Raw genomic sequence first — 12,839 nt, forward strand, 5'->3', positions numbered from 1 at the left:
CCATGGAACGAGCCACGTTCGGCGGCGGCTGTTTCTGGTGTGTCGAGGCGGCGTTCGAGCAACTCGAGGGCGTCGAATCGGTCACGTCGGGGTACGCCGGCGGTCATACCGAGAACCCAACCTACAGGGCGGTCTGTTCGGGGTCGACGGGCCACACGGAGGTCGTCCAGCTCGAGTACGATCCCGAGACGATCGCCTACGAGGACCTGCTCGAGGTGTTCTTTACGATCCACGACCCGACCACGAAGGATCGGGAGGGGCCGGACGTCGGCAGCCAGTACCGCTCGGCGATCTACGCCCACGACGACGACCAGCTCGAGACCGCCCGAGCCTTCGCCGAGGAGCTCGAAAACGAGGGGCTCTACGAGGGGATCGTCACCGAGATCGAGCCGCTCGACACCTTTTACGAGGCCGAAGAGTACCACCAGAACTACTTCGAAAAGAATCCCAACGACGCCTACTGCTCGATGCACGCGGCGCCGAAGGTCGAGAAGGTCCGCGAGAAGTTCGCCGCGAAGGCGACGCCCGAGAACTGAGACTCGAGCGACGCGGTCGATCGAGGGACACCGACCGTCTGCAGCCCGTCACTCGGAGATCGTCAGGATCCCGTTGTTCGCAGACACCTCGGTCGCGCCGGCGGGCAGATCGAACTGGAACTGTCGGTCGTCCATGACGACGATCACTGTCTCGTCGACGACGTCGACGGACATGTCGGCGGCGTCGGAGCCGAAGTCGACGGTGATCACGTTGCCGTTCTCGTCCTCGATTTCGCGGACGACCGCATCCTCGGTGTGACCGTCTCGGAGCTGTTTTGGGACTCGCATGGTCCGGCTAGGCACCCACCAACCGTAAACACTACCCCCGCAGCATCCGGCCGTCCGATCCGACGTGTTTCGCCGGTCAACCGCCGGAAACAGAGGGCCGGCGGCCGCTCCGTACCGTGTCGGTCTTGCGCCCACTCGAATGCCGTGGCGTCACAAGGACTGGCGGCGTGAGTCGATCCGTATGACAGTCGGCAAACTCGGTGTCCGGAAGACGTCGCAACCGCACAGCCAGACAACGACCTCGTGGCGACGGTCGGCGAACAGCTCGAGAATGTCTCCGGGGCGATCGAGGTCCAGTCGCCGGACTACAGCGCGTAGCGTCGCGTCCGTTCCGTTCTCGAAGCCACTCGTCTCAACGAGTAGGGGGAGCCTTCGGCTCGATACCGACGGCTGTCCGCTCAAACGCCGGAGAGCGGTGGGGCCCTCCGTTCGGTGGCCGGTACGGAGATCGAGTCAGACGCCGGGTCGTAAACCACTCCTTGCGATACAGAAGCCGCACCGAAACAATACACCGCGGCGCCGTCGACCCCTGCGAGACTCCGTGACGATCAGCAACCGAGCGCTTCGAGAGAGCGCATCGCCAACACTGGACTGCGCCGACGAGGGTGAACCGACGGCGGCCGTCCGGCTCGAGAGCGTGAGCCACAAGTACGGGACCGGAGGCGGGTTCCGCTCCCGGTCGGATCGAACGGTGACGGCGCTCGAGGAGGTCTCGCTGTCGGTCGACGCCGGCGAGATCGTCGGCCTCGAGGGGCCGAGCGGGAGCGGGAAGTCGACGATCCTCCACGCCGTCGCCGGGCTGCTGGTGCCGACGGCTGGGACGGTCGCGCTACACGGAACCGACGTGACGGCGCTGTCGGACCGGCGGCGGACCCGCCTCCGGCGCGAACGTGTCGGGATCGTCTTCCAGCGGTTTCACCTCCTCCCCGCGCTGTCCGCGCGGGCGAACGTCGCGCTTCCGCTGGTGCAGGCAGGCGTTCCGAAGGGGCGACGACGCGAGCGAGCGAGGCGACTGCTCGAGCGGGTCGGCCTCGAGGATCGGGTGATGCACCTGCCGGGCGAACTGAGCGGGGGCGAGCGACAGCGGGTCGCGATCGCGCGGGCGCTGGCGACCGACCCCGACGTGGTCGTGGCGGACGAGCCGACCGGCGAGCTAGACACCGCGACCGGCGAGACGGTGCTCGAGGCGCTGACCGATATCGGTCGGGACCGGGCGATGCTGGTCGCCTCTCACGACGCCGAGACCCTCGCTGTGGCCGGCCGGGTGGTCACGCTCCGCGACGGGCGAGTGGTCTCGAGCGAGCGATGACTCTCCCCAGAGTCGTTCGAAACAGTACCTCGATCGGTTCACGAATCCTGCGTCCAGAGGCCGACCAGCGGATCGCTCGAGTTCTCGACGTCGACGCGGAGCGATCGGTCGTCGTCGAGCCCGATCGCGACCCGATCGAAGTCCGCGACGTACCGGGATTTTCGGCTTCGGCTCCGGCCGACCCCGACCGTCTCCCTGACCAGTCCCGCCTCGGTCAGTCGATCGAGCTTCCGGTAGGTCGTCGAGAGGGGACGGTCGATCTCCTCGGCGGTCTCCGCGACCGTCCGTGGCTCCTCGAGGGTCGCGATGATCGCCCGACAGTCGTCGTCGGTTAGCACGCCGAAGACGTGCTCGCGCGAGGGGGCATCGTCCGACGAGGAGAACTCGAGTGGCATACGGGTACACCCGACTTGGAAGTGGAGCCTAAAGACACGTTTGGTCGGCCATCCTGGATGTGGTGGCTACATGTAGCCGGCGCTCCAGAACCAGCGTATGAGCGACGACTCTCAGGACGTCCTCGAGAACACGCCGGGAGCGGGTCGGACTCCCGAAGCCAAACGCATCGAACCCGCGGCGCCCGAGGAGTTCGGGCTCGTCCAGGTCTGGTGGGGCGACGGCAAGGGGAAGACGACCGCCACGCTCGGGATGGGGATGCGTGCGGCCGGCCACGGCTACCGCGTCCACCTGCTTCAGTTCATGAAGGGCGGCGCCTCGAGCGTCGACGCAGTCCGCGGCGAGTACAACGCGATCGATGCGCTGCCGGGGATGAGCTACGAGAACCTCGGTCACTACGGCTGGCACGGGATGGCCGACGGCAGCGAGGACGCAGACCACCAGGCGGAGGCCGAAGCGGGCCTCGAGCGCGCCCGCGAGCTGCTCGCGGCGGCGGACGACGCCGACCTCTCGGCACCGCTCGACCTCGCAGCCGACCCCGAGGCGGGGGTCCACATGCTGATCCTCGACGAGGTGCTGTACGCCGCCGATCGCGGGCTGATCGGCGAGGACGACGTCCTCGGACTGCTCGACGCCAAACCCGACGGCCTCGAGCTGGTGCTGTCGGGCAGCCACGAGGAACCGACCTATCTCGAGGATCGTGCGGACCTGATCACGAACGTTCGGAAGGTGAAACACCCGATCGAGGCGGGTCAGCGAGCACGACAGGGAACTGAATACTGATACGGATTGCTGTACCGATGTCCCGGCCCAACCGCCCCACGGGCCGCGGTTACGCCGGTACTGACGTACAGTAAACCGTATGAAGCGTGCTCTCCGGGCGCCGGTTCTCCGGAGCGTGATGTCGTCGGTTCAACCGTTACCGGGAGACAAACGCAACGTTCACACCGGGTGATCGGCAGGGAATGGTATGAACGTTCGCGACTACTACTTCACGGCGAAGGGAGTCCAGGACCTCGTCGACACTGAACGGAACTCCTCGTCGTACTCGCAGTCGCTCCCGCGTCGGCTCGCCCTCTGGCGGCGCGGCTTCCTGAGCAGGGCCGGCGTTATCTACGACTTCGAGCGCCACGACCCGGAGGCGTTCGTCAGCGACTATCAGCGGTTCGTCCGGACGAAGAACCTCAACGGGACGTGGTCGGTCGCGCTCTCGAACAAGCTGTTTTTCGACTGGCTGATGCGGGCCTACGGCGACCACCGCACGGTCGTCTACGGACTCGTCCGTGGCGGCCTCTTCCACGAGTTCGACGACTCCCGCGAGCCGGCACCCGCGGCGGTCGCCGGCGACGGAACGGCGGCGCTCGAGCCGGCGGTCGATTCGAGGACCGCTGCTCGCCACGAGGCCGGTGCGTGGGTCGCCGATCGGCTCGCCGAGGAGGGGAAGCTGGTTCTCAAGTGGATCCGTGGCGGCGGCGGCGAGAACGTCCTGCTCTGCTCGCGGACCGAGAGCGGCTACGAGGTCAACGGCGAGCACTACGATCGTGGCGCCCTCGTCGCTCGGGTCGACGACCTCGAGAACTACCTCGTCTGCGAGCACGTCGAGCAGGGGCCGTACGCGGCCGCTCTCTACCCCGAGACGCCGAACACGATCCGCGTGCTCACAATGTACGACGACGACGCCGAGGAGGCGTTTATCGCGGCCGCGATCCAGCGGATGGGCTCCGACCTATCCGGTTCGATGGACAACTTCTCGCAGGGCGGGCTCAGTGCCGAAATCGACGTCGAAACAGGCGAACTCGGACCGGCCGCACAGCTTCCTTACGAGAGCGACCGCCTCGAGTGGCACACCCACCATCCCGAAACCGGAACGCGGATCCAGGGTACGAAGGTTCCCGCCTGGGAGACGATCCGAGAGCGAGTTCTCGAGTTGGCCTCGAGCCACCCGATGCTCCCGTACGTCGGCTGGGACCTCGTGCTCACCGACGACGAGGGCTCGTTCAAGGTTATCGAAGCGAACGATCACCCCGGACTCAAGGCGATGCAGATCAACGGCCCGCTGCTAGCTGACGAGCGCGTTCGCCGGTTCTACGAACGCCACGAGGTCTGCTAACCGCTCTCATCGCTACGATTTCTCTCGAGTGTAACTCGGTCGTCGGACGAAAAGCGGCCGGCGGCGTTTCGGCGACTACTCGACGCGTAGCTCGTCGTCGGCTTCGACGTGGTCGGCGTCCCACCGGATCGTAAACGTCGTGCTCCGTTCGGCACCGGTGTCGAGCAGGTCGGAGTCGGTGTCGACCGCGACGTCGAACGAACACGTCTGCGGCGGGTTGATCGTCGCACTCTCGTTTCCAGTGATTACCGTAACCTTGTCCCCGACACTTCCGGCGCGGTCTCCGGTCTCGGTACCGTCGGCTCGACGGTCCGCTCCATCGGATCCAGTACCGGCTCCGGTCCCGGCCGTCCCCGTCGACCCGGTTCCGACCGTCTCGGCGGTGTTCCCGCCGCGCTCGGTGGTATCCGATCGCGTATCCGGATCGAGTTCGTCGGCGAACTGTCGGAGGTACGCGGCGATTTCGGAACGGGTCCGCTCCTGTGTCGACTCGAGTGATGCCATACTGAACCGTCAACGGACCGATCAATGAGTCTGAGGCTTGCACAACAACGGCGTTTCGGCCGTCGCGGACGGAGTCGATATGCGGTTCGGTGCGCTCGCGAGCGAGTCGGTTCGTCGAAACGTCGGTCGGTGAACGGTGCCCTTCTCGAGCGGGGACTCGTCTCCGCCTCGCGAGTTCGGTAGACTCGGGTAGCAGCGGCAAGTGCGGTAGCTACCTATTGTAGCTTAGCTACCCTAACTGAGGTAGCTATTGTAGAAGATCCGGCTACTACGAGAGAGCGACGGAACGAGCAGTAGCCGCCTCGAGAATCGGATCCGCATAAGGGTTTCTCGAGCGGGCGAGATCCGGCGAGCGGGAGAACGTGATCTGCGCGGTCAGGAGGAATCGATCAGCGCGGTCACGTCGTACCCGCCCTCGAGTAAGAGCTTGGCGTACCGACCGAACAGCCAGGCCAGTCCGTTAAGCGCGTGGAGGGTGAGCAGGCCAAGCAGGAGGCCGCCGCCGGCGACGACGATCGCCTGTGGAAGCGTCGTGATCTCCCAGTAGCCGACCGTAAGGACCGCCTCGAACCCGACCAGCAGCTGGTTCCACGCCAGGTAGACGGTCTGGTGGAACTCGGGTGCCCGATCGGTTACGACCCCCACGTACAACCCCGGCTGGTCGTAGTACAGTGGCACGAATATCATTGCCAGCGCCGTCGACAGCCCGGTCGTGAGCACGACGAACGAAACCAGACCCAGGAGGAACACCGACGGAAGGTAGACGAACGGCGTCCAGGTCCGGAGATCGGTCAGCAAGTCGAACGCTCGATCCCGGCGTCGGTCGCCCTCGAGTCGACGGCTGCTGTCGATCTCGATCGGGAGCAAGCGCGTGACGAGCCAGCGTTCGAACTGGGCCGCGAGCAGCGTCGCCCCCAGCACGACCGCCAGCATCGGAAGCCCGACGACCAGTATCGAGAGGCTGATTCCGACCGAGAGGCCGACGACGAGAAAGACGAAGTACGCGATCCCGAGCGGAAAGGCGAGCAGCAGGTAGCCCAGACGGCGGTACGTCTCTTGTCGGACGGGGACCGAGACGAACCACCGAAGTCCGCCACGGAGTCGGTCGGCGCCGAGGTCGAGTCGCTCGGCCGTCGGAGACGCCATCTCGAGGATGACTCCCCGGCGCGGAAAAATAAACGTTCGGCCCGGTCAGCAACCACCTTCGGATCGGATCCGCTTCGAATCGGCCAGGCTCACAGTACTCGAATACGCTCGAGAATGGTGTCGGATGGGAGACAAGCTTTTGTTCTGGCCCGAGTACCACCCCTCGATGGCCGACGACGGCGAGGTTGATGTCGTCGAGATCCTCGGCGACGACTACGCCAAGACGATCCTCGTCCGCACCCGTACAGAGCCCAAGTCGGTCCGGGCCCTAAGCGACGCCTGCGACGCCGATCCTTCGACGATCTACCGACGCGTCGAGCAACTCACGGAGGCCGACCTGCTCGAGGTCCACCAGCAGCTCGATCCGGACGGCCACCACCACAAGGTGTACGCGGCCCGGCTTCGGGAAGTTCGGATCCGCCTCGCCGATGAGGGGTACGACGTCGAGATCGAACGAGAGGAATCGGCCGCCGACCGCTTCACCAGGCTCTACGAGGGGTTCAAATGAGTCCGCGAGCACATCCACCGGTCCTCGAGTTCGCTTCGGCCTCGGAGCGGTGGCTGCCGGCCTGGACCGGGTTCGGATCGATAGTCGAGAGCACTCCCCTGTCGACGGTCGGAGGCTCCCCGACCGTGATCGCGCTGGTGTTTCTCTCGCTCGTGCTCGCGACGCTGCTGTCGGTGTACCTGGCGCTGCGGCTCTACCGCGGCCACCGCGCCGGTGGCGGGCGGGCGATGCTCCTGCTGGGCGTCGGACTCGTGTTGCTGACGACCGTCCCGATGCTGTTGCGCCTCGCACTATCGAACGTCGGGAGCGTGGCGATCGTCTGGCAGGAGACGATCGTCACCGCCTGCCAACTGCTCGGGCTCGTCGTGATTCTGGGGGTGATCCATGGTCGCCGTTGAACCCGCGACGGTGTTGTTCGCGACGGCGCTGGCGACCGCGGTGGTCGGGCTCGTCGTCGCCGGCTACGCCTACCGTGGGTATCGTCGCAACGACAGCCTCGCGATGTTCTACCTCTCGATCGGGATCGCGTTGATCGCCGCCGGCCCGGTCGCGGTCAGCTACGGGCTCGCCCCGCTGCTCTCGCTGTCGGACGCCGCCAGCCTGCTCGGCGTCCTCTGGGTAACTATCGCGGGGCTGATAGCGATCCTCTACTCGCTCGAGGGAACCTAGTACAAAACTGTTTCGCACGATCGTCGAGCCGACAGCCTGCGACCCCGTTTTACCGCCTCGGGAGCCGTTGATCCGTTCGTATGCCATCCAACCGATCCGATGCCGCCGGCTCCGGCGGAGTCGTACCGACCGACTCGTCGAGCGGGAGGGGAAGCCGTCCGTTTCGCGTCGCACCGATCGACCCCTGGACGTACCGATCGCTCGCCTACGTCCTGCTCGCGTTCCCGCTCGGGATCGCCTACTTGGTCGCGATCACCGTCGGCTTCTCGATGACCGTCGGACTGAGCCTCACGCTGCTCGGGCCGATCGCGCTGGTCGCCACGCTGCTGTCGGTCGTCGCGCTCGCCTGGCTCGACGGCGCCCTCACTCGAGGACTGCTCACCGTCGACGTTACGCCGTCCCTTCCGCCGACCGATGACGGGATCGCCACGTTCCTGAAGCGGCTCGTGCTCGGACGCGAGACCTGGCTCGGCGCGGTGTATCTCGGCTGGAAGATCCTGCTCGGGATCGTCGGCTTCGTCGCCCTCGTCGTCGGCGTCTCGCTCGCAACGAGCCTGCTGGTCACGCCCTTCGTCTACGGAACCGACCTCGTGGTGTACGCCGGCCTCGGCGAGCCGATCACGATCGAAACCCTTCCGCAAGCGCTGGGGGCCGCGATAGGCGGGCTCCTCGTCGGCCTCGGGACGCTGTACCTCGCGAACCTCCTCGGTCGCGTCTCGGCCGTCGTCGCCGCGTCGCTGCTCGAGGGTCGTAGCGAGATGTGAGAGAGCCAAGAACGGGTGCGGAATCGACCCGCTTTGCGGTGGGAAATTGGCTATCCGCTGCTCGACGGCGTCTTGGCCGGACGACGGGACTCGTTACCTAAAGACTGCGAACGGAACACTACAATTCCTGTCAAAGAGATAGTTTTGAAGCACAAAGAATTTCTACCTAATGTGAATAGTTTCTGACATGATCGGAATACACCTCAGTCTCGTTGGCTACATCTCTCGATAGTAGGTGGGTTTTGGATAGTTAGTACGAACTCCACCACTGCTGCTGTTACAAATATTCACTATATATTACTCTGGGGTGGACTGGTACTCACACTCCTAAGTCTATTTCTTCCTTCCCAGACGAGAGTTGATAAGTACAGGGCTGGATTCGTGCGCTTCTCTTGATGAAAGTCAATATCCTCAATTTACAGCGGGACCCACTTGGCCTGTACTGAAATCCGTTCTACTGATTGCTACTCTGTGCTAAGACTGCGCTCGGTACTTTCTGGAGAGACCCCTGTCGTTTTCCTTCACTGGTGACGTCCTTCGTCGCTATCCGTGGAGGGATGTCAGGTTCTCTACTCCTCGAGCGTCGAGATCTCGACGCTTCCCGTGCTCGTCTCGATCCGGAGCCGCGGACCGCCCTCGCCGACGACGGCGCTGACGCGGTCGTTCTCGCGGCGGTACTCCTCGAGTTCCAGTCCGTCGTCGTCGATCTCGAGGCTGCCAGTGCTGGTTCGGGCCTCGAGGTCGGCGTCGATGGTCGGCGAGAGCGCGACTTCGACGCTACCGGTGCTCGCCGTGATCGCGGTGTCGCCGTCAATCGCCGGCACCGCGGCCTCGATGCTCCCGGTGCTCGCGGTCAGGTTTCCGACGGCGTCGACGTCCGCGACGTCGATGCTTCCCGTGCTCGTTTCGGCGACGACCGTCCCGTCGACGTTCCTGATCTCGACGCTGCCGGTGCTCGAGCGAGCCTCCAGATCCCCGCCGACGTCGGCGACGGTGACCCGACCGGTTCCCGTGAGCAGGCGATCGACCGACAGCCCGTCGGGGAGGGCGACGTCGAGATCCATCGCCGGCTCGCTCTCGAACCAGCCCGTTTCGCCGTCGTACTCGGCCCGGAACTCGAGGAGGTCCTCCTCCCGGGCGGACTCCAGGCGGAGCGCCTCGAGATCGGTCCGAACGGAGCTGGACTGCTTCTCGATATCCAGCCGAATCGTATCGCGGTCGGCGCCGGTAACCGTCAGGTCGCCGACCGAGCCGGTGATCGCGATCGATTCGGCGTCCTCGGGATCGATCGTCTCTTCGTCTGCGAGGCGTCGACCGACGAACGGCGTCGAACCGGTACAGCCGGCCAGGGCCGCCGCCCCCGCAGCGGACAGTCCACCGAGCAGTTGTCGGCGAGTGTAATTCACTGTCATACTCGAGTCGACGGGTGCCATCCACCTGTAAACCAAGGCAGGGCTGACGAGTCATCACACGGTCCCCAACAGTTATATACGAGGAACTGCCGAGTCGGTTCGATCGGCTCGTCGCGGCAGCGAGAAGTACAGATTCCGGAACAGAGGCGATTTGTGGGTCCGTTCGCGACGACGAATTTCCGCCGACGCGAACCGAGAGGTACTTTTGTACTCGAGTGTAATATTTCGTGACCAGCAGCGCATCCCAGGTGTCTCCCGCGTTGGACGACATTCCGTTGCTGGTTCGCAATCGTGGTTCAGTGGTGCCCCCCGACATCGGTCGGGGGCCTTCCTTCCTTTCGATAATTCGAAAGCGGTCAGTTCGTCGATCTCCGAAGCGTGGCCGCTCTCGGAAACTGTGATCGATCCCACGGTGTTTAGTAGGAGTCCGCGAAACGACGGGTATGGCAACCCGTTTGGCACGACAGCTTCAGGGGAAGACGATCGTCGGCATCGACGGCACCGATTTCGGGACGCTCGAGAACATCACCATGGGTGCGGAGCCCGGAACGATCGAGGAACTGGTCGTCGAACCACAGGACCACATTCCCGGACGGATCGAACTCGACGCCGACGGTCGGTTCAGACTGCCGCTCGAGTGCATCGAGAACATCGACGACAGGATCGTCATCAGTTCGGATTGATCGAGTCGACCGCTCGTTGTGTGATTTCTTCGAACCGTTGGCCGGGAGCCGTTAGTGCGTCGGAAGGGAGTGGACGTGGGGACTGAAAGTACGTAAGGAATAGGCGGTCCCTCCCCCCGTGTGCGAAATGAAATCGGGTGCGAAACCGGAGGCGGGGGAGAGGGGGCGGCGTAATCGACTCCCATTGGGAGCAACGTGGATAGTATCGCCGTGCGAGAACGGACGAGTTCGACGGTTCCGCGGCCTCTTCCGATCGGTCTCGAAGCGTCGTTTTCTTCTCGAGCCGATCGGGACCCAGTACAGAACCTGTTCCTACAGAAGGAACATAAAACCACTGGTACTAGAGTCCTTCGTGGGCCGGCACATGACATCCGAGAAGCGATCGCACCGATCGAGAAGCCGACGGCGATCACTGTGATTTCGACGCTTGGCGCCGTAAGTCCGCCCGATTCGCCGTTTTCTCGTTCTCTTCTACCACCCGGTCACCGCCCCCCACCCCGCCCCGTTCGTGACCCCAATTCATTTCGCACACGGGGGGAGGGGGTCGACGGAACGCTTCCTCTCAGCTCGTCCGTTCCCGCCGTCACCGTCATCTGATCGTCCACGATATCCGACGGTCCGCCTGTCTACTCCGTCTCGGTGGTCCACCCGTTTTCGCCGTATGTCGTACGAGCGGTCACGTACTGCCGTCCAGTGACCGCACTGTCGTTCGGTGACGACCGTCGTTCGCGAACTCTCTGTGCACGGAATACGCACTCGAACTGGAGAGGATACGAGCGGAACGAAAATTCATCCGGCACGTGGGCCCCCTCGAGCCCACACGCTCATTTCCGAGAAGAATTCATCTCGCACACGGGGTGTCTCACCGACAGCGAGTGCAGCGTCGCCGATCGTCTCTTCTTAATCCTCCTGACTACAGAGATTCCCGCCAAATGTTGTTTTCAGTCGCGAGTTTCCCTGTTCGACCCCCGTATTTAATCTCGCCCACGGTTTTCGGCCTCGAAGCGTGCTCGTGTCGTACGGGCGCCCTCGACGGCGGTTGTGGCACCGTTGCTCTCGCACGCGGTTCTCGTCACGTATTTATGAAGTCGGTACGAGTGACACGGTATGACCGACGGCGACGATCGTCACTCCCTCTCGGAATCCATCAAGGGGCGACTGCAGGATGGCGTCCAGCAGTCGGTGTTCAGGGAGCGGGGACTGCTCGACCCCGACGCCGTCATCGACGAGGACCGGATCGTCGGCCGGGATCAACAGCTCGAGGACATCATCACCTACCTTCGGCCCGCGCTCCAGGGGAACCGGCCGCCCAACATGTTGCTGTACGGTCCTTCGGGAACCGGAAAGTCGCTGATCATCAACGCCGTCTGCGAGCAGGTCGTCGAACTCGCGGAGGCTCAGGGCGATCGCTTCGGCGTCATCCAGATCAACTGTCAGACGATCAAGTCCCACGATCGGGCGGTGTACCGTCTCGTCGAGAACACCGCGACGACGGCCGGCGTCGAGGTCGGCGTCCCCGAGAGCGGTGTCTCGACGGACAGAAAGCTGAACCGGCTGTACGGACTGTTGAGCGAGGAGTTCGACTCCGTCATCATCATCCTCGATGAGGTCGACCTCCTGGTCGGTCGCCAGCGCGATCCCAACGACGAACCCGCCTACTCGAAACTGCTCTACCAGCTCTCGCGGGCCTCACAGCTCGGTCGGATCGACGGCCACGTCTCGGTCGCCGCGCTCACGAACGACCCTCGCTTCATGGAGGACCTCGACGGCCGCGCCGAGAGTTCGTTCAACCCACAGGACGTGGTCTTCTCGGATTACGACGCGAACCAGCTCCAGGCGATCCTCGATCGCCGACGCGACGCCTACCAGGACGGCGTCCTCGAGGCCGGGATCATTCCGTTAAGCGCGGCCTTCGCGGCGCAGGATCACGGCGACGCGAGGAAGGCGATCGATCTCTTTCGGAAGGCCGGCGAGATCGCGAACCGCCAGGGTGAGGAGACGGTCCGCGAGGACCACGTGCGCGACGCCCAGCGGGAGGCCGAACGCGACCGCACTCTGACCCAGATGCAGGGACTCTCGACACAAAAGAAGCTCTCCCTGTACGCTACCGCGATCGTGCCCGTCCACGCCGAGCGGAACCTGAACGCGATTCCGAGCACCGTCGCCTACCGGGTCTACCAGTATCTGACTGAGCGACTCGACGCCGACAAGAAGTCCCGTGACTCCTACCTTCGGTACATGACCGAGGCCGAGACGTACAACTTCATCACCTCGGAGAAACGCGGCCGCGGCTACGGTAGCGGCGTCCACAAGGAGTACACCTTCGTCGACGATCCGGCCGTCGTCGCCGAGACGCTGCAGGCCGACTTTCGACTCGAGGAGATCGAGGAAGAGGACGAGCTGATTCAGTCCGTCGTCAACGCACAGATCGACGAGTTCTTCGACGAAACCTGAGTCCGACCCGATTTAGCTCGAGCTCGAGCCGCCAGCTCACGACACCGAAGCAGCTTCCGACAC

15 protein-coding genes are annotated in these 12,839 nt (G+C 64.3%); 10 read left to right on the top strand and 5 right to left on the bottom strand.

The features are described 5' to 3' along the window. Positions 1-2 precede the first annotated feature (2 nt). On the top strand, positions 3-536 hold the full coding sequence (gene msrA / locus QA600_RS10610) for a peptide-methionine (S)-S-oxide reductase MsrA (RefSeq protein WP_278291908.1): 534 nt from the start codon (positions 3-5) through the stop codon (positions 534-536). A gap of 48 nt (positions 537-584) precedes the next feature. Here msrA and QA600_RS10615 read toward each other — a convergent pair whose 3' ends face one another. Next, complete coding sequence (locus tag QA600_RS10615) at positions 585-824, bottom strand: hypothetical protein (protein WP_278291909.1); 240 nt, start codon at positions 822-824, stop codon at positions 585-587. A gap of 547 nt (positions 825-1,371) precedes the next feature. Here QA600_RS10615 and QA600_RS10620 point away from each other — a divergent pair. Further along, a complete protein-coding gene (locus QA600_RS10620; protein WP_278292063.1) occupies positions 1,372-2,133 on the top strand; it encodes an ABC transporter ATP-binding protein in 762 nt (253 codons plus the stop codon). Between the two features lie 38 nt (positions 2,134-2,171). On the opposite strand, the gene QA600_RS10625 is transcribed toward QA600_RS10620, so the two are convergent. After that, a complete protein-coding gene (locus QA600_RS10625) occupies positions 2,172-2,528 on the bottom strand; it encodes a helix-turn-helix domain-containing protein (protein WP_278291910.1) in 357 nt (118 codons plus the stop codon). 97 nt (positions 2,529-2,625) lie between these two features. On the opposite strand from QA600_RS10625, the gene QA600_RS10630 reads away from it, so the two are divergent. Both QA600_RS10630 and QA600_RS10635 read left to right on the top strand, forming a co-directional pair. Beyond that, positions 2,626-3,309, top strand: a complete 684-nt coding sequence (locus tag QA600_RS10630; RefSeq protein ID WP_278291911.1) for a cob(I)yrinic acid a,c-diamide adenosyltransferase — start codon at positions 2,626-2,628, stop codon at positions 3,307-3,309. Between the two features lie 187 nt (positions 3,310-3,496). Continuing rightward, on the top strand, positions 3,497-4,636 hold the full coding sequence (locus tag QA600_RS10635) for a sugar-transfer associated ATP-grasp domain-containing protein (protein ID WP_278291912.1): 1,140 nt from the start codon (positions 3,497-3,499) through the stop codon (positions 4,634-4,636). A 75-nt stretch (positions 4,637-4,711) separates the two neighbouring features. On the opposite strand, the gene QA600_RS10640 is transcribed toward QA600_RS10635, so the two are convergent. Then, positions 4,712-5,140, bottom strand: a complete 429-nt coding sequence (locus tag QA600_RS10640; RefSeq protein WP_278291913.1) for a hypothetical protein — start codon at positions 5,138-5,140, stop codon at positions 4,712-4,714. Positions 5,141-5,515: 375 nt separating this feature from the next. Next, positions 5,516-6,286: a sensor domain-containing protein gene (locus QA600_RS10645; protein ID WP_278291914.1), complete on the bottom strand. Its 771-nt coding sequence runs from the start codon at positions 6,284-6,286 to the stop codon at positions 5,516-5,518. Between the two features lie 166 nt (positions 6,287-6,452). Between QA600_RS10645 and QA600_RS10650 the strand changes: the two genes are divergently transcribed. The 4 genes from QA600_RS10650 to QA600_RS10665 all read left to right on the top strand — a co-directional run bounded on the left by QA600_RS10650 (position 6,453) and on the right by QA600_RS10665 (position 8,227). Beyond that, positions 6,453-6,794, top strand: coding sequence for a helix-turn-helix domain-containing protein (locus QA600_RS10650; RefSeq protein ID WP_345782025.1), 342 nt, complete (start codon positions 6,453-6,455; stop codon positions 6,792-6,794). Then, positions 6,791-7,192, top strand: coding sequence for a hypothetical protein (locus tag QA600_RS10655; RefSeq protein WP_278291916.1), 402 nt, complete (start codon positions 6,791-6,793; stop codon positions 7,190-7,192). Before QA600_RS10650 ends, QA600_RS10655 begins: the two co-directional genes overlap by 4 nt. Next, positions 7,179-7,463 (top strand): hypothetical protein, encoded by a 285-nt coding sequence (locus QA600_RS10660; protein ID WP_278291917.1) that lies wholly within the window; start codon positions 7,179-7,181, stop codon positions 7,461-7,463. Before QA600_RS10655 ends, QA600_RS10660 begins: the two co-directional genes overlap by 14 nt. Positions 7,464-7,543: 80 nt before the next feature. Beyond that, positions 7,544-8,227, top strand: a complete 684-nt coding sequence (locus tag QA600_RS10665) for a sensor domain-containing protein (RefSeq protein ID WP_278291918.1) — start codon at positions 7,544-7,546, stop codon at positions 8,225-8,227. Positions 8,228-8,796: 569 nt separating this feature from the next. Here QA600_RS10665 and QA600_RS10670 read toward each other — a convergent pair. Further along, positions 8,797-9,639 (bottom strand): DUF4097 family beta strand repeat-containing protein, encoded by an 843-nt coding sequence (locus QA600_RS10670; protein WP_278291919.1) that lies wholly within the window; start codon positions 9,637-9,639, stop codon positions 8,797-8,799. A 443-nt stretch (positions 9,640-10,082) separates the two neighbouring features. On the opposite strand from QA600_RS10670, the gene QA600_RS10675 reads away from it, so the two are divergent. Both QA600_RS10675 and QA600_RS10680 read left to right on the top strand, forming a co-directional pair. Next, positions 10,083-10,322, top strand: a complete 240-nt coding sequence (locus tag QA600_RS10675) for a PRC-barrel domain-containing protein (protein ID WP_278291920.1) — start codon at positions 10,083-10,085, stop codon at positions 10,320-10,322. A gap of 1,107 nt (positions 10,323-11,429) precedes the next feature. Beyond that, complete coding sequence (locus tag QA600_RS10680; protein ID WP_278291921.1) at positions 11,430-12,776, top strand: orc1/cdc6 family replication initiation protein; 1,347 nt, start codon at positions 11,430-11,432, stop codon at positions 12,774-12,776. The last annotated feature ends 63 nt before the right edge of the window (positions 12,777-12,839 follow it).

This window comes from Natronococcus sp. A-GB1, from assembly GCF_029688845.1.
In the GTDB taxonomy this organism is placed as follows: Archaea; Halobacteriota; Halobacteria; order Halobacteriales; family Natrialbaceae; genus Natronococcus.